Below are 21,597 nucleotides of genomic sequence, written 5' to 3'. Positions count from 1 at the left end.
TTTCCCGTCTTTAGAGCCGAAAGGACCTTACATCGGCTCTAGTTACCGAATTTTCTGCATCCTTAGACAACACCCAATCACCATTATGGTTCTGGATCCATTTTGACGCCTCACCAGCCACTCCATTGTTCGTTCCTATTTTGATTTTCCCTTTTTTAGGTTGGCTTGATTGGACAGACACAATTAAATCATAGGGCAAATTCAATCCAAAACTCTCTAACTTCAGACTTGCTAAATTTCCTTCAATGAGGACTTCATCACAGACAACTTCTCTTCCATCTCTTAACTTCACTTTTAATTTAAGAGGGACATTTGCCTCCTTATTTTGAGAAACATTCTTTGGCGGCTCTTCCGCATTTTTTTCCGTTGTGGGACTCGTTTCTGGAACGAGTGGTATTTTTTCCTCTGATACAACTAAGGCTAAATTTTTAGTTTCTTGTTTGGAATCTTCTAACGAAAGTTTGATTTCATCTTTAATTTGGTTCAGTTCATTTGTTTCCTCTTTTGACAAATTGGAGGAACTTTCTGTTTTTAATATCTTTTCGATGATGACTGGTTTAAGGACTAAACTTTTCCCTTCTTCAATATTTTCAGCAGCCTTACTATCACCTAACTTAGTTGCTTCTTCTTTAGAAAAGGCAACTAATGATTTGTTCTCTTGGTAAAAATTTCCAATGAGAAGTAACCTTCGATTTGCACGAATTGCCACTTCTTTATTTTCTTTTTGTTTTACCAACTGGATGTATTCTTTTACTGCATTGGAAGTTTTACCTAGTTCTTCCATGGAACGTGCTTTGATATATGATTGGTCATTGGTGAGTGTAGGTAAACTTTCTAATGTTTTGAGTGTTTCTTCATAATCTCCACTTTGGAAAAGTGAATAAGCCAATTCTTCAGGCGATTTCTTTTTGGATTTAAGTTCTTCTTTTTTCTTTTGTCCGTCTTCAAGGAAACTGATGAGAAGCGCTGCGTTTTCGGAGTAATGAGAACCTGGAAACAAATCAATTGCTTTATTGAGTTTTACAAACGCTTTATCACGGTCTCCCATCATCACCAAACAATAACCATGGTGTAGCAAAGTAAAAGCCATCTCATCTGATAAAGTAGCAGTAATGGATTCTTCTAGTTCTTGGTATTTTTTAGAAGCAATTGGGTATTTCCTAGTTCTCTCCATATAAAAAGCAAATTGTAATCGAATGATGGTTTTTTGTTGTTCTTCTAGTTCTAATGGAGATTTTAAATTCAGAAATCGAACGGAATTGATGACATACAAACCAAATTTATCCTTCCAGCTCATCTTCAGATCCAATCCTTCTGTTTCTGAGTTCATGATCCCAGACTCAAGGATATTCACTTTGACTTCCGTCATATAATCATCTTTTGATAAAAACATTTGTTTTAAACGTTCACGCAAAGTTTGTGATGAAAGTTCATAATTCATCAATTGGTCTCTTAAGATTCCAAATCTTAATTCTTGTAGTTTGACACTAACAATGGCTTCTGATGCCATCGCAAAGAATAAGAATAAAAAACCAAATAACGAGAAAAAGAAAAACTTTTTCATTCTGGTACATCAAGGACTAACATGGTAACATCATCCTTATACTCTTCATGTTTTTCATCAAGAAGTGCCATCGCCTTCTCTACGATCTCGGCATTGGATAAATGAATGTTTTCTAAAACTACTTCAGTAAAACGATCTAAACCGAACAAACCACCCTCTTTGATTGGTGTTTCCACAACCCCATCTGTATAAAGTATGATTTTATCTCCTGGTTCTACTGGAAAGGACTCAAGGGAATATTGAATGTCATCTCCCATTCCAAGCGGTGGACCAGAACTATCGATAAACCTCACTTCCTTTGTGGAAGGTCGTATGATAAAGGGTGCATTGTGTCCGGCGTTTACAAACTTAACAACACCTGGTTCATCAAAAACAACAAAAACACCTGTGGCAAAAAAGGAAGCTTGGAGTCGATTTGCTATCACTTCACCTAACGAGTTAATAGCGTGGATAGGCGCTGGATTTTCTTTCATAATGGATTGAATTGACATTGCCATTACAACTGTTACTAGAGCTGCGGAAACTCCATGTCCCGATGCATCTGCCAAAAAAAATCCATAAAAGTTTTGTTCTGGAATTTGAAAGTATTGGTATAAATCTCCAGAAACCTCTCGCATAGGACGGTATATTTTTCCGATATTGAATTTTTTGAATTTTTTAACTGAAGGTAAAAAGAGTTCCTGAACTTCTTTTCCAATTTGGAGTTCTTGGTTAATTTCCTGGTTTAAGCGAGTAATCGTTGTTACCTTATTTTGAATCTCTTCTGCCATTTGGTTAAATGACTTACCTAAACTATCGAGTTCGTCATCACTTTTGAATTTCCAATTGACTCTTGATTCCAAATTTCCAGTTGCCATATCTTTCGATGCAATTTCCAAATCACCAACACGTTTGAAGATCGCTCGATACACAAGGATTGCAAAAATGATATGAAACAGAACTCCCCAAATGACAGCATAACCCACTTGGATATAGAGTTGTTTCAATCTGTCTTGAATACTTGATATATTAAAATGAGTGTATAAGAATACTTCCCTTCCATCTGAGAGACGAATTGGTAAAAGAAAATCCACAGTAAAATCAGATTCGTTTAGATCCAAACTGTATCTTGCTTTGAATAAATTCCCTTCTTTATCAGCGGAAACTTCCTTTGTTTTTTTGAGTACGGAATCAGGGATGGTTAGATTTGTGGTGTTTGACTCAGGTTCAGCTTGTAGGATTTTTCCATCGGCATCAAAGATCGAAAAATTGTTAATTTCGTAAAGTTTGAGAGTTTTTCGGAAAACTTCAAAACTTTCATCCCTTTCACTTGAGAGTCCAATGGTCTGGATGTCAGTCAGTATGGTATTGGCCAAATTCTCCGATTGGAATTGGAAGTTTTTTAGGAGTAAATCTGACTGGTTTTCGAAGATCATCACCGTAAAAAAGATGATATTCAGGAAGGCTAAGAGAGAATAAAAGAGTCCAATCTTAAAGCGTAAGGAATTCGTCGTTTTGATTTTGCTTTTGTTCACGGCAATTACTAGTATTGTCGATAATTAAGTGATAGAAATCTATCACAAAATTGAGAATTTCCATTGGTTTTAATGTTCCACATAGCAAAGATTCGTAAGATTGGACCTACCCTTTTTTTCCTTGGGTTGGTGCTGTTTGGTTCAGATCTGTTTTCAGACAAAATCCGCTTAAAATCGGGGGAAGTACTGAATGGAAAAGTCCAGAATGTAACCCCTACTCATGTGGAATGGGTGGACCAAGGCAAACGATATAAGTTCCCCAATGAAGATGTGTTAGGAATTGATGTTGGGTATGATGGCCTTCCCGCTTGTGCCGATTACAAAACGTTCGGCGTGGAAGATTGCGATCTAATCCTGACTAGGCTCACAAAAACAAGTGCTAGTTTTTCCAAAAAAAGTAGTCCCTTAGAATTGGAAACAATTCCCATTCGAAAAATCACAACACTTAAAATTAAAAAAGAATCTGGTCTCCCAGTCGATCGATACATCCAATTTGGTGCTAAAGGAAGATGGGTATTTAGCAACAAAGAAATTTTCGGAACTTACAAATCCCTCGATAGAGGAAAGATGAACTTTGAAATAGAGGATAAAAAAATAGAATCTGCGGAAGCACTCGATTTTGAATCCTATGAATACCAAAACAAATCGGTTATTGCAAAAGTTATCAAAGAAGAAACTCCGAAAGTGATCCCAGGATATGCATCTATTTCTGAAAAAAAATATGGCAAAGCCGCAATTTTGTTTGGTACTGCTTTTCTTTCCGGTATAGGAATGGCTTATGAATACAATATGTCTGTCAAAGCAATCAACCAAGACCTTGAATACATCCCTACTGGAGATGGACGTGTATTCTTATTTGCCAATACCATCGGTAATGATCGTTATGATTATCATAGGCAAAGGTTTACCATATATGGGGTTGTGTTTGCCTCTATTTTGACATATAGTTTTATTGATAGTTTTTATTTAGGACAAAGAGATTCAAATAAAGAAAGTTCACAAGCGGTGTATTTGAAACCGATGTTAGATTACAAACCAAACTCAATTTACAACCAATTGAATGTGTATTCACAAAAACCAAATGAGTTTTTACAATATGGTTTTAGTTTTGAATCTAAATTTTGAGACCAATTTCGATTATACTTGTACTTTCCTAAGAAATAGATTTTTTAAATTCTGTTTGAAACGAAAATAGTTCCATTTGATTAAAAATGCAAATGGAATGGAATCAAGTTGGCACATCACTCCACAATTCCCTTCTTCATTTTCACGGCTCCAAAGGACTTTTCCTTTTAATCCCGAAAAACAATTGAGCCCTAACCATAAATCAAAACTAGCTTTTGTTTCCTTTTCATAGTTTTGTGAGGTGGGCAAATAAAACAAATTGGCTTTGATGTGGAAAATTGCTGAATTTTCTTCTTTGTTTCCAACATGCATATCAACAGAACTAAATAATGGTACAGCAAGCATTCGATCCCTAAAAAAATAAGGATTTAGAATTCCTGCAAAGAAAAACATCAAAGCAAGGACGATAGGGTACATCACAAATAGAGCAAAATAATCCTGAAGAGCTAAGTCTGGAAATTTTCTACTAATCCATTCAGGTGCATCGTATAACAAATAAATAGAAAGAATTCCAGGCACTAAAAAGAAAATGGTTAAAATGGTATGTCGTAAATTTGGGTATTGGAATAAACGAATGCCTGATGTGGAAATGTGTTTTTGAACATTTTGGATCCATCCCTCATGACGATTGTGTCTACTTAAGATTTCATACTCTTCCATACTCATATCCATTAATTTTAAAATATGGCCTGGAACTAGGATTCTAGATTTTGCAATCGTTACCTCTAGTAAAAAAAATAAAGCCAAGATACAAATGGGTAATATGAGTAAGAGGTCAATTTCTTGGAAAAGCGAAAGATTGTACAACCCATGGAAAAAAACACAGATCAAAAATCCGCTGAACAAATTTCCCCATTTAAAAACTGGATTTTTATGAAAGAGGAACATCATGGTAAAGGCACCAACAAGTCCTCCGTTCATCATATGGATGGGAAGTGCAGTGATGGATCGTAACACTTGGGACCAAAGTCCAGTGTTGATAAAATAGAGAATGTTTTCAACTAACCCAAATCCTCCACCCAAAACCAATCCATAAAAAATTCCATCGGTCACTGTGAACTCATCTTGGTTTTTGCTAAAAAAGAGATAAATTCCTAATAACTTTGCAAACTCTTCCACAAAGGAGGAAAGGAAAAAAGAATTCCAAACGGGTCCACCACTCGGTACCAATTGCAATAACATTGCTTGTAACCCAATGGCTATCCCTGCGCTAAATAAGGAAAAAGCCAGGGCTGTGTATTGTAAAAATCCTTCTGTAAAACGATAAAAATGGAAACGATAAAACGAATAATAAAACGCAAGTGTACAGAGGTTAATGAGACAAATGACCAGACTAGGAATGGAGATTTGAATGGACATTTACTCTAATTAACGACAAATTCAAAGGAGAAAATGAATCAAATCTGAAGGATTCTTTTCTTCAAACCAGATGTTTTACGGCTTTTCTGAGACCTTCAATCGTCAGTGGAAACATAGGTACAACATCTTCAATGGCCTCTATGGTAGGTGCCCCCCAAAAACGTTTTGGTTCTGGGTTTAACCAAACAGAATCAGGGAAATAACCAACTAATTCTTTCAAACACTCCAAACCACTCTTCGCTTTTTTTTCCTTTTCTTCTTTTGAGTGGGAATGATACGCATAGACATTGTAAGGTGTTCCCATCAGTTCGTAAGGTGCCATGTAAGCATCCCCAACAAAAATTAGTTTTGTATTTTTCCTATACTTTTCTTCAAAATGTTTTAAAGAAATTCGTGATTGGAATTCGTGATTTGCATAAAGGTATTCGTGAAAGATATTATGGAAAAAATAATTATGTACTTCTTTAAAGTGATACAAACCTCTGCTTGCACTGAATAATTTACTGACCCTGTCTGAATGTGGAGTCATACTCCCACCAATGTCCATAATGAGGACAAGCCTCAGAGAATTTTTTCTCTCTCGTTCTTCTACAAGTTCAATCTCACCGCCATTTTCGCAGGTTTTGTCAATGGTTTTGTCAACGTGGAGTTCTCGTTTTCCTTCCTTTTTCAAAAAACGAAGTTCCTTCAGAGCTAATTGGATGGAACGAGTGTCTAAAATTTCATCTTCCCGATAGGCTTTGTACTTTCGTTCATTCCAAAGGCTAACACCAGACCTATTCCCCTGTCCTTCCGTATTGCCACCAATTGATAACCCGTTGGGGTTAAATCCGGAATTTCCAAAAGGACTGGTGCCAGAGGTTCCAACCCACTTACTTCCGCCATCATGTCGTTCTTTTTGTTCGGCGAGTCGTTTTTTTAATTCTTCAATGACCTCTTCCATGCTGAGGTTAGGTGCTTTTTGTTTTTGTTCGTCCGAAAGATCTTTTGGAAGATTTTCTTCTAACCATTCCATAAGGAGATCACGAAACTGAATCCTTTGTTCCTTCCAACTTCCAAATGTTTTTCCAAAGGCTAAGTCATAAGAATCGTAGTGTTTTAAATCTTTTGCAAAATTAAGCCTTCCTACCCTATACAACTGCTCGAGGGAAATATAACCTGTGGGGTCAGTGAGTTTACGAATACTTTCTAAAAACGCAATGAGTTCTCCCGTAGAACAAGGGACTGTTTCTTTTCGCAGGTTATAGAAAAAATCGAGGAACATATTAGTTTAAGTACACCCTGTAATCGTCTTCTGATTTAAATAAAGTACCGGCGAAAGGAATTTTATTCGATTCTAATTTCTCTCCCGAAATCAGTAATACTTGGATCCAATCCAATAATTCACTAGTGGATGGTTTTTTTCGAAGGCTTTCTATTTTGCGTATAGAATAAAACATGGCGAGTGCTTTTTCCATGAATTCCGTTTCTATGGAAGGGTAATGGGCTTTGATGATTTCTTTCATCGATTCACGTTTGGGAAATTCGATGTAATGGAAAATACAACGACGTAAAAACGCATCTGGAAGTTCCTTTTCATTATTGGAAGTGATGATTACAATCGGACGTTCTTTCGCTACAATGTGTTCTTTGGTTTCAGGGATAAAAAATTCCATTTTATCAAGTTCGAGTAACAAATCATTGGGGAATTCAATGTCCGCTTTATCGATTTCATCAATGAGGACAACAGACTTTTTTGGATGTAGGAACGCTTCTCCAAGAGCACCAAGTCGAATGTAGTTTTTGACATCACGTACCCGGTTCATAGCTTCTTCTTCAGGGAAACGAGAGTCATTCAGCCTGGAGACCGCATCGTAAAAATACAAACCTTCTTTGGCTAGGCTCGTTGATTTGATGTGCCAACGGTAAAAAGGGAGATTTTTGGTTTCTGCAAGGAAACTTGCAAGAAGGGTTTTACCAGTTCCAGGTTCTCCTTTCAAAAGGAGCGGACGTTTTGTGATCTCTGCCACTTGTACTGCTTCTTTTAAATCATCTGATAGGATATAATCTGCCATAGTCTTACCTTTTGGACTCCAATCTTTTTCGAAAAACGGGGGAATCTACTAAAAATTGCTTTTTGAAAGAAATTGGGTTCCCATATTGAGAAATTGGAACGATAGTAAATATATGGGCGATTTCGATAATACCAAGCGGGCCATTGGCGTAGGAAAACTGGACGATTCCCAACGAAAGGATATGTTCAATAAGTTTAAAAGCGCTGGTGGAGAAGTCATCAAAGAGAAAACTCCTCCAAAAGATGATGACAATAAAAAAACTCGTCCAGAACCAAAACTGAGACAAAGTACTGTATCTCGAGGAAATGAGGACAGTCGCCAAGGAAACCGCGGTGGAAGTGGCGGAGGCAGTCCTTCTAAACAAGATACTTCTAATTCCAAATCACAACTTGATTCCAAAGCACAATACGAAAAAGAAATCAGTAGTTTTTCCGCAAGGTTTTCGGTCAAATTAAAATGTTGGTTAGCAAGAGTCACTTCCTTTGGATCAAGTGACCTAACACCTAAATTCATGCATGATTTTTCAATCCGTGGAAAACAAGCACTGATCGAACTCCAATACAGTGGAAATGAGTTACTCGCAAACCAACAATTTTCACCACAACTTAGTAAAGCCCTTGATCGGATAAACCCATTACTTATTGAACTTTTAGCTATGGGGCAAAAATTATACAATGGCCCAGAACTGACAGATATCACTGAACCCATCATGACAGCACCTGAATCACCAGTTGCGATTGAACGTGTCAAAAACCAAATTTACTCTTTGTTTAAAAGAATGTACATTCTTTATCCATACCAAGAAACTTTAAAAAAATCGTTTTCGCAAGCCTATGACGAATTACAAAAGTTAGAAGGGAAACCTGCCCTAATTTATGCGAACAAAAAACGAAAAGTTTTGCAAGAAATAGATACTTTGTTTGATGGATTTTTTGATCGGTTATATCTAGTTGTGATTCGTGCAGAAAACAAAAATATCCCGCTTATTTCTCGTTATATGGAAAATCTTTTAGGCATTACACCTGAAGACAAACCTGGCCAAAGAAAATCCGGAGAGAATGTTCCAGGTGGAAAACCGGTAGAAACAAAAGAAGATAAAGAAGCAGAAAACGCAAACAAGGAAGAGGATAAAAAGGAAGAAGAAGTTCCATTATCCAAAGAACAAGCCTATGGATTACGTTTGATGCAAATGTATTCTATACCAAAGTTGCGTAAAAAATTTGATCCAAAAAATGAATACGCTAACATTCCCGATGCGGATAAAGCACTTCTTGCCCTATTCTATTTTTACGAATTTGATGATGAATATTCCTTTGTGATGACTACCAAAAAAATCGATATCAAACCTGGATCGATAAATGGAGTAAAAGTTGATTACCGTCAGAAGATGTTGGACATTTATGAAAGTACACGCACCATCATTGACCAATTTCGAATTTACCACGATATATTAAGAGAATTAGAAAAACACAAAGCAAATCCTGGTGCAAATTACATTGAAGCTTCTAAAAAACTAACTGGAATCGAACAAAAACGCACAGGACAGTCCAGAACAGTGCGAATGGCGATTAAAGACTTTAGTTTAAAGTCAAGAGACTCACTTCTCACCCTCATCAAAGACATGAAGGGGAAAAAGGAAATTGTAGCGAATATGAATGATATTTTGACATTGGATTCAATGGAGTCACGTAAACGACTCAATAAAAAACCCGTCAAACAATGTATCATGGAAGCTTATTGTTACTTACTTGCTTTGCATGATCGTATTGAAACGGGAGATTTATTCGGTGGCCTTGTTGAACTAACTCCTGAACAAATGAAATCTTCGTTTGGAGTGGAGTCAGAAACTGCGAAAGAAAACAATTCTCCCGATGCAAGTGATTTGGAAAATGATTCCGAATCTGGAACTCCAGAAGTTCAAAATGCGGGTGCAGATATTACTTCGAATGAGACTACTGACCTCGAAGAAACAAATGAAGACAGTATTGATGACCTTTCCGATGATGACATTTTACCAAAAGGAAACCCTTTTTAATGGCAGTCATAAAAATCGCAATTTACCAAAAGAATCTGCACAAACGAATTACCCATGATGAAATTGTAAAAATCCAACAAAGTAAGGCACATTTTTTATTATTACCAGAAGGTTACCCACACTTGTTTCAAAGTGTATCTCCCAATGAAGGAACAAAACACGAAAAAGAATACCAAGATCATATCTTAGAAATTTCTGAGAAATTTTCAGGTGTGATCCTTGGTGGTAGCCATTACCGAAATAATGAAAATGGAAAACTGGTGGCTGCCTTACCAATTGTCCAATCACTGGTGTTAGTTGATTTTTATGAGAAAAAAACTCCAAACCAAACGAATGACCAAGGCGTGACTGAAGGTGTAACGGAATCTATTTTCATTATGGGTGGACTTCGGTTCGGATTATTACTTGGTGAAGATATCCAAAACAAATCCATTTGGGATGAATTCAAAAAGGAAAATATTGAAATCATTTTCCATTTAGATTCGGCAAGTTCGAATCGAACTTATGAAGAAGATTTAAGTGATTACGAAAACCTTGCAAAAGAGAGAAACATCCATTTAATCCGAGTTTGTGGTCCTACCGATGGAAAACCTGCTAGAAGTTTGTATGCATCACCCTCAGGAATCAATTGGAAAGTGGGAAAAATTGAAGAGGATAAGGATGTTTTTAAAACCTTATCCGTCAATGTGATGAGAAGTTATTTATTATAAGTTACCAATCGGTAATACTCACACGAAAAAATTAAGACCAATTGAAAAGCTGTTTCCCATTTAAGAAGGAGTTTTGATTTCAACTTTCTTAAATGGAATCGTTTGTTTCCTTTCGGGAATTGGATTATTTTTTATCCAATTCCTTCCAATCCATTGTAAATAACAAAATTACAATACCGATGGATACACAAGAATCTGCCACATTAAATGCAGGCCATCTGTCAAAGAGTAAGAAGTCTGGCCATTCAAAATCCAAAAAGTCGACAACACCGATGAATTCAATCCCAGGTTTTTCAGGGCTAAATCCAAATCGAAATCCAGTTCCAGGAATTTTGACAAAAAATTTATCTAAAAAATTGCCAAAGGCACCTGCCATAACAAAATTCCAACCCCAAACATTTCCAAGGTCAGAATTTTGCCACCGATAAAAGATTAAAAAAACAATCGCAAATCCAGTTGCGAATAACGAAGGCAAAGCATTGTCTTGGAATAATCCAAACACAAATCCTGTATTAAAAGTAAGTGATAATCTAAAAAAATCACCTAACACAGGAATACTTTCATGTGCATACATCTTTGTAATGATGATATATTTAGTGAGTAAATCTAAAAAAAGTCCAAAGGCCACAAATGCCAAGTAACCAGGTTTAAAAACAGAAAAAAATGGTGTGTTAGGTAATTTCATACGGAGGTTCGTTCTTTTTTACGTTTATTTTAGTTTCCAGAAACTTAGACTGGATTTTGCAAGTGACCAGAAACTAAGTCCTGATAGTATATAAAATATTATGCTTGGTTCTTTCCATAATTTTTCCGCATAATGCATTCCAAAATAGAAAAATAGTGTACCTAATATTCCAAAAGTGAGAATTTCTCTAAGTTTTAGTTCTGCCCATTTATGATCTTCCTTAGGCTGAAATTCGCCACGATTCCACTTATATAAAAAATCGTTTAGTTCTTTGGGTAAAGAAAACAAACTCGTTATAAACTCTTCTCCTTCATCCCGCCAAAGTTTCTTAAAACTACTTCCTTTGAGAACAATTTGTGAAAATGGTTTTTCCGCATATTCAATCATGGAACGAGTTGGATCTAAATAGGAAAAATTTCCGAGCAGTAATGCTAAAACTCTATGTAAACTTAGGAAATTTGGTGGGAGTTTTAAACTGGCTAACAATTGTTTTAAGCTAACTTGGATTTCTTTTAAAAAACGAAGATCATCCCCTGGACGTAATGTATCTAAACTTAGGTTTCTAAAATGGTTTGTATCCGCTAAAATTCGATTTAGTTTTTCCAATGAATATTTTACAATTTTTGTGAGTTCTTCTTTCGATAAGGATTCTGTTACAGCACCTAATTCATACATAGATTCGGCAACGAGATGGTAATCTTTCCGCATGGCTCCAACCAAAATTCGTTCGAGGATTTGGGTTTCTTCTTCGGAGATTGACTGAACGGCACCAAAATCAATTAAGCATAATTCTCCCGTTTCCATAAAAATCAAGTTCCCTGGATGAGGATCTGCATGAAAAAAACGATACTCAAACACCATTAAGATATAAGCTTTGATTAATTTTTCTAGATTTGGGTTTCGTTTGGAATAAAGAGGTTCTCCTTCTAATTCAGTAATCTTTTTTCCTTCTACAAATTCTGTGACTAAGGTATGCCGACCGCAGAGTTCCTCTATGGGATTTGGAATGTAAAAATCTTTTTCTAGAGCAAACATTTGTTTGAGGATTTTTAAATTCTTTAATTCGGTTCGAAGATCCAATTCAGCATGGATCATGGATTGTAATTGTTCAATCACCTCTTTCCCTGAGATTTTAATGACAAATCGATCAATGATCCATACAACTTTAGAAATTGTCTTTATATCAGACTTGGCAGTCTCTTCTATCCCTGGGTATAAAGTTTTAATTGCTACTTTTTTGTTTTGGTAAGTTCCGATATGGACTTGTGCAGTGGACGCACTTGCATAAGATTCTTTGTCCAATGTTTCAAAGATCTCCGACATTGATTTTCCAAAGTCTAATTCCCAACGCTTATTGATTTCAAGGAAGTCTCTTGGCGGAATTTTATCCTGTAGGTCTTGTAATTCCCAAAGGAATTCTTCAGGGAGGATATGGAACAAGTTACTGACAAATTGGCCAATTTTGATGTAAACGCCACCCAATTGAAAAAATAAGTTTTTAGTTTCGATCCCTTTCTTTTTTAAAAACAGAATTCGTTTTGTATCATATTTTTCTTTAGAGGAAATTTTTTTAAACCATTTGGTAAGGTAAAGATACTGAAGGTATGTTTTGAAAACAAATGAATATACTGATACCGATCGATTCTTGTTTGGTTTCATGATTTAGTGCCTATAAATAGATTCGATACTTTCTAAGATTTGTATATTTTCAGACAATGTCCCTTCCATATGGTTTGATTCACCTTGAATGACAGATTGAATTTCATTATAAATTCCCAAAAACGCATTTGAAGATTCAGGTTTTGGAAATTGTTTGGGTATGTATGATTGGAGACTTTGGAATCCTTTATACAATTTAGAAGGTGTTGACTGGAAAAACTGAAATCCATCATTTGAACAAATAATACGATGTGAACTTGTATGGATATCGATTTCAAATTGGAAATAATCCCTTCCTCCAGAAACATCTAAAACGATTTCAACATTTGATTTCGACTCAAAACATGCATACGCCCTTGTTTCGACCATTCCTTTTTTTGGTCTTTCTACCTTTGCAAAAATAAGTTTTGGTTTTCCGACTAACCAATGGATAAGGTCCATCGCATGTGTTCCATCGTGGAGCAATGGTCCACCACCAAACTTCGAAAATGCGATTCCTGGATTTTTTGCTGACGTGAAGACGGAGGCCCGAATCGATTTTAATATTCCAAAATTGCCTTTTTCTAATTCATCCCTTACAAAACGATAACTTGGATGGTATCTCCTTTCATGGTTGATCCATACCCTTGCTTTTTTTGCCTTTGCCAATGTTGCAATCGATTTTGCTCCACTTTTTGACATGGCAACTGGTTTTTCAACGAGGAGGTTCCTGATACCAAGTTTTAAACATTCTTTCGCATAAAATTCATGAGTATGGCTCGGTGTCGCAATGATGGCTAAATCAATGGGTAAAGTTTTGTTTTCTAAAAGGAAACCTGGAAATCCTGTTTCTGTGGGAGATTTCCATTGGTTTTGGAATTCTAAACACACCTCTGGATTTGAATCAAAACCAGAGACAAATTCAAATTGGCTTTTTCCCCAAGCGGACATGAGGACACCCATATGAGTGCATGGTTTTTTCCGAAAGGGGTCCTTTTCTAATTTGGAAGCGATTCGTCCAAGACCAATGAGAATCGTTTTGATTTTAGTTGGTTTCATGTAAGTTTTTCTTTAAAATCTTTCTTTCTTGGAGAATCTGGCTTAGAAGCTATGATCGCACCATTTGAATATTCCCTGTCAACTATTCTAAGTTTGTTTTCGATGAAACCAGATTGGGAGAATCCAAAGAATCCAAAATTCCGATGGATTTCCACCTCATCTCGGGAAATCAAAAAGGATTCACTTTTTGTCCCTCTTCGTGCCGAACGGGATGGTCATCAGTTTATTTCTGATGCATTAAAAGCTGGTGCATCTGGATTTTTATGTGAGATAAATCATCCCATTCTCAAAACACTTACAAAGGAAGACCAAAAGAAAGCAATATTTGTTAAAGATACCTTAGTTGCGCTAGGGAAACTCTCTAATTACCATCGAAATCGTTTTAACCCAATTATCCTTGCCATCACTGGTTCCTCAGGAAAAACAACCACAAAAGATCTATTAGGTGGTCTTTTTTCCTATTTGGATTCTAAATCCATTGTGATGACAGAAAAAAATTACAATAATGAAATTGGTGTTCCCTTTACACTCTTTCGAATCACAGAACTGACTAGAGTTGTTATTTGTGAAATGGGCATGAACCACAGAGGTGAGATAGAAAGATTATCAAAAATTGCAGAACCTACTCATGCGTTAATTACGAATATTGGTTCGGCACATATTGAAAACCTAAAATCCAGAGAAAATATAGCAGAGGAAAAATCAGATATTATTTTAGGGTTACGGGCTTCGGGAGCACTCTTTGTACCAGATGATTTGGATTTTTTAGATCGTATCAAACAAAAGTCAAAACAACTAAATGCAAAATTGATTGTTTGGAAACACACAAAAAATCCGGAACTAAAAATCAAATCCATTGAAAAGAATGGATTCCATTTACAATGGAAAAATGAATCCATACATTGGAAAATTCCTGGTTCCAAACTTCTCAGTAATGTACGTGGGATGATCGCCGTTGGTTCTTATTTTGGAATCTCCGACGTTCAAATGAAACGGGCGATCCAGACTTACAAAAGTCCCAACAAACGACTGAACATCAAAAAAGGGTATTATACCATCATCGATGACAGTTATAATGCAAATCCAGAGTCTGTTTTATCAAGTATAGATGCAAGTGTGCAGTATGCTCAAGGAAAGGAAATTGTTTGGGTTTTGGGCACAATGAAGGAACTTGGAAAGTTCTCTAAATATTACCATGAAAAAGTTGGTAAAGAATTGGAAAAAATCGGGAAAGGAACCTTACTAGCATTAGGTGAAGATACTATTCCAATGGTAAAACAATTTTCGCGGGGAAAGTATTTTCAGGATAAACAAGGAATCATTTCTTATATAAAAAATGAGATCCCGAAAGGGGCTGTGATTTTAATCAAAGGATCAAGGTCCATGAAAATGGAAGAAATTACAGCAGAACTTGAATCATTTAAGGGTTGATAACGAAATAGGTTTTTTTAGATTCAACGTATGACAAACCTCTTACCAAAAGTTGCAGTGATAATGGGATCCTATTCTGATTGGGATACTATGAAGGAAACCTGTGAAATCCTCACTGAATTTGGTATTCCATTTGAGAAGGAAATTGTTTCTGCTCACCGTTCGCCAGACAGAATGTTTGAATTTGCGAAAAATGCAAAGTCAAATGGATTTGGAGTCATCATTGCAGGAGCTGGTGGTGCTGCTCACCTTCCAGGAATGACAGCCTCACTTACCACCTTGCCTGTATTAGGTGTGCCGATTTTATCAAAAGCCTTAAATGGAATGGATAGTTTACTTTCAATCGTTCAAATGCCGAAGGGAGTTCCAGTAGGAACACTTGCCATTGGAACCAGTGGGGCAGCCAATGCAGGTTTACTTGCAGTACGAATCCTTTCTCTACTCGATCCAAAACTTTCTAAAAAACTTGAAGACTATGCGAATACAAATCGTGTCTCTGCTCTTTCAAAAAATGACCAATTGGTTTAGGGAATAAAAATGAAAATTGGTGTGTTGGGATCCGGTCAATTAGGGCAAATGATGTGTTTGGAAACAATTCCATTAGGTCACGAGTTTTATTGTTATTCGCCAGATCAAAATTCACCTTCACTAAAGGTAGGTGCAAAGGAGACAGTTGCTTCCTATGAATCTTTTGATGATTTAAAAAAATTTCTGAAAACAATTGATGTATTAAGTTTTGAATTTGAAAATATTCCTAAACCAACATTAGAGTTTCTAAAAGAACAATCGGATACTACTGTTTTTCCGCCTGCCCAAGCTCTCATCATTGCGCAGGATCGATTTTTAGAAAAATCACATTTCCGAAAACTTGGATTTAGAACTGCTGAATTTTTTCACTTAACAAAAGAGACTTCACAATTTGAAGTATCAATTCCATTTCCGTGGATCATTAAAACTTTGCGTTTTGGTTATGATGGTAAAGGGCAAATCAAAATTCAGAACCTAACTGATTACAAAGGTTTTTTAGAAAAAGCCTTCCAAAATGATGGTTCCGAGTACCTGATTGAAGAAGTAATTCCGTTTCAAAAGGAAATCAGTATCATTTTAACTCGTTTCCAAAATGGAGACATTGTTTGTTATGGTGCCGTTGAAAATGAACACAAACATCATATCTTAGATTTATCAATTTTCCCTGCAAGGATCCCAATTGGTCTTAATTTAGAATCGATTGAACTTGCTTCTAAACTTGCTCTGTCATTACAATATGTAGGAACGATGGGTGTCGAATTTTTTGTAAAAGACAATTTATTATATTTAAATGAATTTGCTCCTAGACCACATAACACTGGTCATTATACGCAAGATTGCCAAAGTTTTTCTCAGTTTTATCTACATGTGCAAGCAATTTCTGGAAACACTCCTCCCACAGATGTAAGACCAAAACCCACTTTAATGAAAAATATATTGGGTAATCAGTATGATGAAAGTTTAAAAATCACGAAGGAACTTTTAAAAGACGATCGGTACCGATTGCATTTGTACGGAAAAGAAGAAGCAAAACAAGGTAGGAAAATGGGTCATATGAATTTTAAGGGAACACTTGAAGAAGTAAATCCCCTATTCCATGAGTTATAATCTAAAATTTTAGTTTTTAGCGTTTAATAGATAAGTTCCCCAATCTCTCACGTTTCCGGCTCCCAAACAAAGAAGGAAATCACCTTTCTGCAATTTAGATTGGATTTCCATTAAATCTTCTTCTATGAGACCAGGCAAAAAAACTGTTTTGTTTTTGTCTAATAATGGAAAAAAACTCATCGAAGAAATCCCTTCAATTGGAGTTTCACCAGCAGAATAAATGGGTAATAGGTATACAAAATCTGCACCCGTTAGTGAATTGGCAAGATCATTTAACAATAATTTGGTTCTAGTATACCGATGTGGTTGAAATATAACATGGAGTTTTCCAATTGCCTTATTTTTATCTTTTAAGGATCGGATCACCATTTGAATCTCTGTCGGATGATGGCCATAATCATCTATGACAGTGACACCATTCCAATTTCCTAGAATTTCTTGTCTTCTTTTGACTCCAATGTATCGAGAAAGGATTTCAATCGACTTTGATGGAGTAATTCCTAGTTTTAACGCACAAGTGAGAGCAACAAGTCCATTGGTTAAATAATGGACTCCTGGATAAGGTAAGGTAAGTGAATATTTTTCATTTTCAAAAACAAAGTGCAAACAATCAGCTTTGATTTCATATTCAATCACAGTGGTTTGAGATTTGTAGTTTGATACAAAATATTGAAACCATTCTTCATGAGTTTGTTCTTTTGTTACGAGGAGATTGAGACGAAATTCTGAATCAAATAGAATCGATTTATAATTTGATCTCAAAACAGATGTGATACCAGGGTCACGAGCAAATAAAACAACTTCTCCAGCAACATCAAATCCCATATAAGTTAGGAATGCTTGTTCCAGTTTTTCTCGAGTATGATAGTAATCCAAGTGATCATTATCGATATTGGTAAGCAGACGGAAATTGGCTTTGTGTTTTAAAAAAGTACCATCTGATTCATCTGATTCATAAACTGCGTATTCACCAGTTCCAATTTTCCCACCTCTTTTTTGTAACAAACTAGTATCACCACCAATCATGATTGTTGGATTTAGTCCCATTTCTGTCAAAATTTGAGATACCATGGTTGTTGTGGAAGTTTTGCCATGGCTACCGGCGACGGAGATGGATTTTTGTTTGGACACAAGTAAGTGCATAAACTCAGATCGATGTTTCAAAGGAATGTTCTGTTCTTTGATACGATTGAATACTTCTTTGTGTTTATCATTGATGGCAGAACTATAGGCAACCATCTGAATTCCATTCAATGGAATTTCTTCAATCGAATGATATAAAACCACCCCGCGTTCTTTTAAATAATCAGTAATTTCAGAATTTTTTTGATCGTATCCTATGACTGGGATATTTAAATCAAGTGCCATATGGGCTAAACTCGACATTCCACTTCCACCAATTCCTAAAAATAAGATAGGTCCCTTCATCATTTCCAAGGCCTACTTAGTTTCCGAAAAAAAATACGAAACAGTTTGGTAAGCAGCATTCACATTGGAAAGTGCTAAACTAACATGACCCATTTCGCGTAACACTTCAGAATGATCCTTCCAGGATAATAGAAATTTTACCAATTGAGTTGGATCATCACTTGTTGAATGAATGGTGACAGCTGCACCTTCCTTCTCAAGATAGTTTGCATTTGCCTTCTGGTGGTTATCCGCCGCAAAAGGATATGGGATTAAAATCATAGGCAAACCAAAAACCAAACACTCGGCAACAACACCTGCACCAGACCTTGCGACAACCAAATTTGCCCATTCATAATTTGGTTTCATGTCATTGGCATAGGATATAATCTCTGCGTCATCATTTGCTTTTTTCTTTGTTTCGTCATAAAGGTTTGTACCTGTTAACAAACGAAATTTATACTTTGTGGAAATTTCAGAATTTTCCATCGCCTTAAGGATCATTTGGTTAAGTTGTCTTGCACCTTGTGATCCACCTAACACGAGAACATTGATTGTGTTTTTTTTGCCTTCATGTAGGTTTTCATTTTGACGGATGTTTAAATGTTCAGGAACAACTCGTTTTCGAATCGGATTTCCAATGATTTTTCCTGGGATATTAAATTCTTCTACGATTGGAAAACTAAAGGCAATTTTTTTGGCAAATTTTGAAAAGACACGAGTGATTTTTCCTGGTACACAATTTTGTTCACAAAGGTACAAAGGTTTTCGAAACAGAATGGCATAAAGAATTGCAGGTAAACTGGAATAACCACCCATTCCGATGACTGCATTTATATGTAACCTTCTGAATACAAAAATCGTTTTGATAAATGGTAAAATGAATAAAATAGGATAAAGAATCGTTTTGATTCCTCCCAATTGGGGGATATTATGCCAAATCACTTCACAAGGAGGGTTTAAAAGATCTGGATTGTTTTGGTTTCGCACGAGTGAATGGATGAATACAGAATCAAAACCAAACACATTAACTTTTTCACTTAGTATCTCTGCGAGTGCTACTCCAGGTGAGATATGCCCACCTGTTCCACCCGCTGCAATCAATATCGATCCACTCATACGACCAAATTCTCTTTACACGTAATGTTGGCAAGAATTCCGAAAAGGATAAAAATTGTAAGTAAGGAAGAACCACCATAACTTAAGAAAGGAAGAGAAATTCCCGTTACAGGCACAATTCCTGTGATCACAAATAAGTTTAAAATGGTTTGGAATCCGAATAAAATCAGAATTCCCGCACCTAAAAAGTATCCCAGTTTATCCTTGGTCCTTTGTAAGAGTAAAAAAATTCGAACCATCAAAAACAAAACAACTAAAAGAAAAAAACAAAATCCAACAAAACCAAAATCTTCCACATAGGAAGACAATACAAAATCTGTATGGCTGTATGCTAAATACCTGTGAGCATAACCTGTACCAATCGCTTTTCCGCTGGTACCACCATCAAAAAAAGCCCGAAAACTTGTCACCAATTGGTGTCCTTCATCAAACCGAAACTTATAAGGGTCGAGCCATATCTCGAGTCGTTTTTTACGATAACCCACTTGTGTCACAAGTACAACTAAAAGTGGAATCACTGATGCACCTAAAATAAACAAACGTTTCATGGGGAAACCAGCTAACAAGACAAAGAAAAATAGAACAAGTAACAATTCAACTGTGGTACCAAATGCAGGTTCAATGACAATGAGCAGTAAAGTTAAAAAGATAACAACTAGGGAGATGATCTTCTTTTGATCCCATTTGATCTTTTTAAAATCAAAGTTATAGAAGAAGTAAGATGCAAAGAGTAAAATACTAATCTTCGAAAATTCAGAAGGTTGGATTTGAAATCCTGCAATTTGGATCCAACGGTTAAAACTACGTCCATAGCTGGTTCCTACAGACTTACCCAATCCAGGTATGAAAACTGCTATTAGTAATAATAGACTAAGGAGAGAAAAAACAAAAGACCATTTAACCAAAAATTGGTATGGTATTTGGCAAAAAATTAGAAATAAAACTACTCCTACTGCACCCCATAACAATTGTTTTCTTAAGTAATAATAGGAATCAGAAAACTCTCTTTCAGCTGGGATCACAGAAGCACTGAACATCACAATGATTCCCATTCCAAATAGTAAAAACATGAAAAATAACATTGGTCCATCAAAACGAGACGAACCAAAACGTAATAAATTTCGTATGGAACGAAATATTTCCATTATTGGATTTTTAAAGTTGAGAGAGTGATGATCGCAAGAATGATCCCTATGATCCAAAATCGGATCACCACTTTTTCTTCTGACCAACCTGAGAGTTCAAAATGATGGTGGAGAGGAGCCATTTTAAAAATTCGTTTTCCCGTTAATTTAAATGATCCTACTTGCAGAATCACACTGACCGCTTCAGCCACAAAAATTCCGCCAAGAATCACGAGTAAAATTTCCTTCTTTAACATAATGGCGACAAGCCCAAGGGTTGAACCTAAAAACAAAGATCCTGTATCTCCCATAAACACCTGTGCGGGATGGCAATTGAACCATAAAAAACCAAGTAAAGCACCAGAAAGTCCAGCAAGAAAAACAGAGTATTCGTGAGAACCTGGTAGATAAGGAATGTGCAAATAATTGGCAGCAGAAGGAGTGCCTGATACGTATGAAATCAAGGCAAAAGTGGCAGTTGAAATCACAACTGTTCCAGATGCCAACCCATCTAGACCATCCGTTAAATTTACTGCATGAGAACTACCGATTAACACTAGTATTGCGAAAGGAACAGCGAAAATACCCAAATTCCAAACTGGACCCTTCACAAAAGGTAAAAATAAATCAGTGATTGTGAAAATGATTCCTTTTTGTGGATTTGTATTGGATTTACCAGTATAATAGAAGTATAAGGTAGTGATTGTCACTGCAAAGAGGATAGTCACAACAAATTTGGTTCTTGCTCTCATTCCTCCTTTAATTTTTTTAACAGACTTCATATAATCATCTGTAAAACCAAGTCCAGCAAATAGTATGGCAGAGATTAAAAGTAAAATGACGTTTAAGTTGGACAAATTACCCCATAACAATGTTGAGATGGTTAATGATAAAATCATAATCAATCCACCCATTGTAGGTGTTCCCGATTTGGTTGCATGGGACTGTGGCCCATCATTTCTCACTGATTCACGGAATTTTAAGGATAATAAAAAGGAAATGAGTGATTTTCCAAAAATAAAAGTGATAAACATAGACGTAAGCCCAGCCATCATCGCACGTAGAGTCACATAACTAAAAACTCTTAAAAAACCATAATCATTGCCAAATGTTTCATAAATCCATTGGAACATACTGT

The 21,597-nt window shown here is 36.1% G+C and carries 18 protein-coding genes; 6 read left to right on the top strand and 12 right to left on the bottom strand.

Annotated elements, in window-relative coordinates; translation table 11 throughout:
* Positions 1-10: 10 nt before the first annotated feature.
* Both ND855_RS07975 and ND855_RS07970 read right to left on the bottom strand, forming a co-directional pair.
* On the bottom strand, positions 11-1,564 hold the full coding sequence (locus ND855_RS07975) for a tetratricopeptide repeat protein (protein WP_265357910.1): 1,554 nt from the start codon (positions 1,562-1,564) through the stop codon (positions 11-13).
* A complete protein-coding gene (locus tag ND855_RS07970; protein ID WP_265357909.1) occupies positions 1,561-3,078 on the bottom strand; it encodes a PP2C family protein-serine/threonine phosphatase in 1,518 nt (505 codons plus the stop codon). Before ND855_RS07970 ends, ND855_RS07975 begins: the two co-directional genes overlap by 4 nt.
* Positions 3,079-3,150: 72 nt before the next feature.
* Between ND855_RS07970 and ND855_RS07965 the strand changes: the two genes are divergently transcribed.
* Positions 3,151-4,203, top strand: a complete 1,053-nt coding sequence (locus ND855_RS07965; RefSeq protein WP_407658705.1) for an LB_137 family protein — start codon at positions 3,151-3,153, stop codon at positions 4,201-4,203.
* A gap of 12 nt (positions 4,204-4,215) precedes the next feature.
* Here the strand turns inward: ND855_RS07965 and ND855_RS07960 are convergent, their stop codons facing one another.
* The 3 genes from ND855_RS07960 to ND855_RS07950 all read right to left on the bottom strand — a co-directional run bounded on the left by ND855_RS07960 (position 4,216) and on the right by ND855_RS07950 (position 7,616).
* The gene (locus ND855_RS07960; protein ID WP_265357907.1) at positions 4,216-5,562 is read right to left on the bottom strand and encodes a PrsW family glutamic-type intramembrane protease; all 1,347 of its coding nucleotides are present in this window, start codon (positions 5,560-5,562) and stop codon (positions 4,216-4,218) included.
* A 61-nt stretch (positions 5,563-5,623) separates the two neighbouring features.
* Positions 5,624-6,826, bottom strand: coding sequence for a vWA domain-containing protein (locus ND855_RS07955; protein WP_265357906.1), 1,203 nt, complete (start codon positions 6,824-6,826; stop codon positions 5,624-5,626).
* Between the two features lies 1 nt (position 6,827).
* On the bottom strand, positions 6,828-7,616 hold the full coding sequence (locus tag ND855_RS07950; protein ID WP_265357905.1) for an AAA family ATPase: 789 nt from the start codon (positions 7,614-7,616) through the stop codon (positions 6,828-6,830).
* A gap of 112 nt (positions 7,617-7,728) precedes the next feature.
* On the opposite strand from ND855_RS07950, the gene ND855_RS07945 reads away from it, so the two are divergent.
* Together ND855_RS07945 and ND855_RS07940 are read left to right on the top strand one after the other, a co-directional pair.
* Positions 7,729-9,651 (top strand): hypothetical protein, encoded by a 1,923-nt coding sequence (locus ND855_RS07945; RefSeq protein ID WP_322113530.1) that lies wholly within the window; start codon positions 7,729-7,731, stop codon positions 9,649-9,651.
* Positions 9,651-10,361: an amidohydrolase gene (locus ND855_RS07940; protein WP_265357903.1), complete on the top strand. Its 711-nt coding sequence runs from the start codon at positions 9,651-9,653 to the stop codon at positions 10,359-10,361. Before ND855_RS07945 ends, ND855_RS07940 begins: the two co-directional genes overlap by 1 nt.
* 124 nt (positions 10,362-10,485) lie before the next feature.
* Here ND855_RS07940 and ND855_RS07935 read toward each other — a convergent pair whose 3' ends face one another.
* From ND855_RS07935 to ND855_RS07925, 3 genes are read right to left on the bottom strand one after another with little or no spacing between them, the layout of a single operon-like run.
* Positions 10,486-11,046, bottom strand: a complete 561-nt coding sequence (locus ND855_RS07935) for a lipoprotein signal peptidase (protein ID WP_108959137.1) — start codon at positions 11,044-11,046, stop codon at positions 10,486-10,488.
* Between the two features lie 24 nt (positions 11,047-11,070).
* A complete protein-coding gene (locus ND855_RS07930) occupies positions 11,071-12,705 on the bottom strand; it encodes an ABC1 kinase family protein (RefSeq protein ID WP_265357902.1) in 1,635 nt (544 codons plus the stop codon).
* Positions 12,706-12,708: 3 nt separating this feature from the next.
* Positions 12,709-13,743: a Gfo/Idh/MocA family protein gene (locus ND855_RS07925; RefSeq protein ID WP_265357901.1), complete on the bottom strand. Its 1,035-nt coding sequence runs from the start codon at positions 13,741-13,743 to the stop codon at positions 12,709-12,711.
* Between the two features lie 51 nt (positions 13,744-13,794).
* Here ND855_RS07925 and ND855_RS07920 point away from each other — a divergent pair, with 51 nt between their 5' ends.
* From ND855_RS07920 to ND855_RS07910, 3 genes are read left to right on the top strand one after another with little or no spacing between them, the layout of a single operon-like run.
* Positions 13,795-15,174 carry a UDP-N-acetylmuramoyl-tripeptide--D-alanyl-D-alanine ligase gene (locus ND855_RS07920; RefSeq protein ID WP_265357900.1) on the top strand — a complete coding sequence of 460 codons (1,380 nt, stop codon included), beginning with the start codon at positions 13,795-13,797 and terminating at the stop codon, positions 15,172-15,174.
* Positions 15,175-15,204: 30 nt separating this feature from the next.
* Positions 15,205-15,702 carry a 5-(carboxyamino)imidazole ribonucleotide mutase gene (purE, locus tag ND855_RS07915; RefSeq protein WP_265357899.1) on the top strand — a complete coding sequence of 166 codons (498 nt, stop codon included), beginning with the start codon at positions 15,205-15,207 and terminating at the stop codon, positions 15,700-15,702.
* Between the two features lie 9 nt (positions 15,703-15,711).
* Entirely contained in the window at positions 15,712-16,809 is a 1,098-nt protein-coding gene (locus ND855_RS07910; protein ID WP_265357898.1) for a 5-(carboxyamino)imidazole ribonucleotide synthase, read from the top strand.
* A gap of 9 nt (positions 16,810-16,818) precedes the next feature.
* Here the strand turns inward: ND855_RS07910 and murC are convergent, their stop codons facing one another.
* Genes murC through mraY form a run of 4 tightly spaced genes read right to left on the bottom strand, consistent with a single transcriptional unit; the run spans position 16,819 to position 21,592 of the window.
* Positions 16,819-18,240 carry a UDP-N-acetylmuramate--L-alanine ligase gene (gene murC / locus ND855_RS07905; RefSeq protein ID WP_265357897.1) on the bottom strand — a complete coding sequence of 474 codons (1,422 nt, stop codon included), beginning with the start codon at positions 18,238-18,240 and terminating at the stop codon, positions 16,819-16,821.
* A gap of 9 nt (positions 18,241-18,249) precedes the next feature.
* Positions 18,250-19,335: a UDP-N-acetylglucosamine--N-acetylmuramyl-(pentapeptide) pyrophosphoryl-undecaprenol N-acetylglucosamine transferase gene (locus ND855_RS07900; protein ID WP_265357896.1), complete on the bottom strand. Its 1,086-nt coding sequence runs from the start codon at positions 19,333-19,335 to the stop codon at positions 18,250-18,252.
* Positions 19,332-20,480 (bottom strand): FtsW/RodA/SpoVE family cell cycle protein, encoded by a 1,149-nt coding sequence (locus ND855_RS07895; RefSeq protein WP_265357895.1) that lies wholly within the window; start codon positions 20,478-20,480, stop codon positions 19,332-19,334. The genes ND855_RS07900 and ND855_RS07895 overlap by 4 nt, the downstream gene beginning before the upstream one ends.
* Positions 20,480-21,592 (bottom strand): phospho-N-acetylmuramoyl-pentapeptide-transferase, encoded by a 1,113-nt coding sequence (mraY, locus tag ND855_RS07890; RefSeq protein WP_265357894.1) that lies wholly within the window; start codon positions 21,590-21,592, stop codon positions 20,480-20,482. The genes ND855_RS07895 and mraY overlap by 1 nt, the downstream gene beginning before the upstream one ends.
* Between the last annotated feature and the right edge of the window lie 5 nt (positions 21,593-21,597).

The sequence above is a fragment of the Leptospira paudalimensis genome, from assembly GCF_026151345.1.
Taxonomy (GTDB): Bacteria; Spirochaetota; Leptospiria; order Leptospirales; family Leptospiraceae; genus Leptospira_A; species Leptospira_A paudalimensis.
Note: the sequence above shows the minus strand (reverse complement) of the source record. Positions and strands in the feature narration are given on the sequence as shown.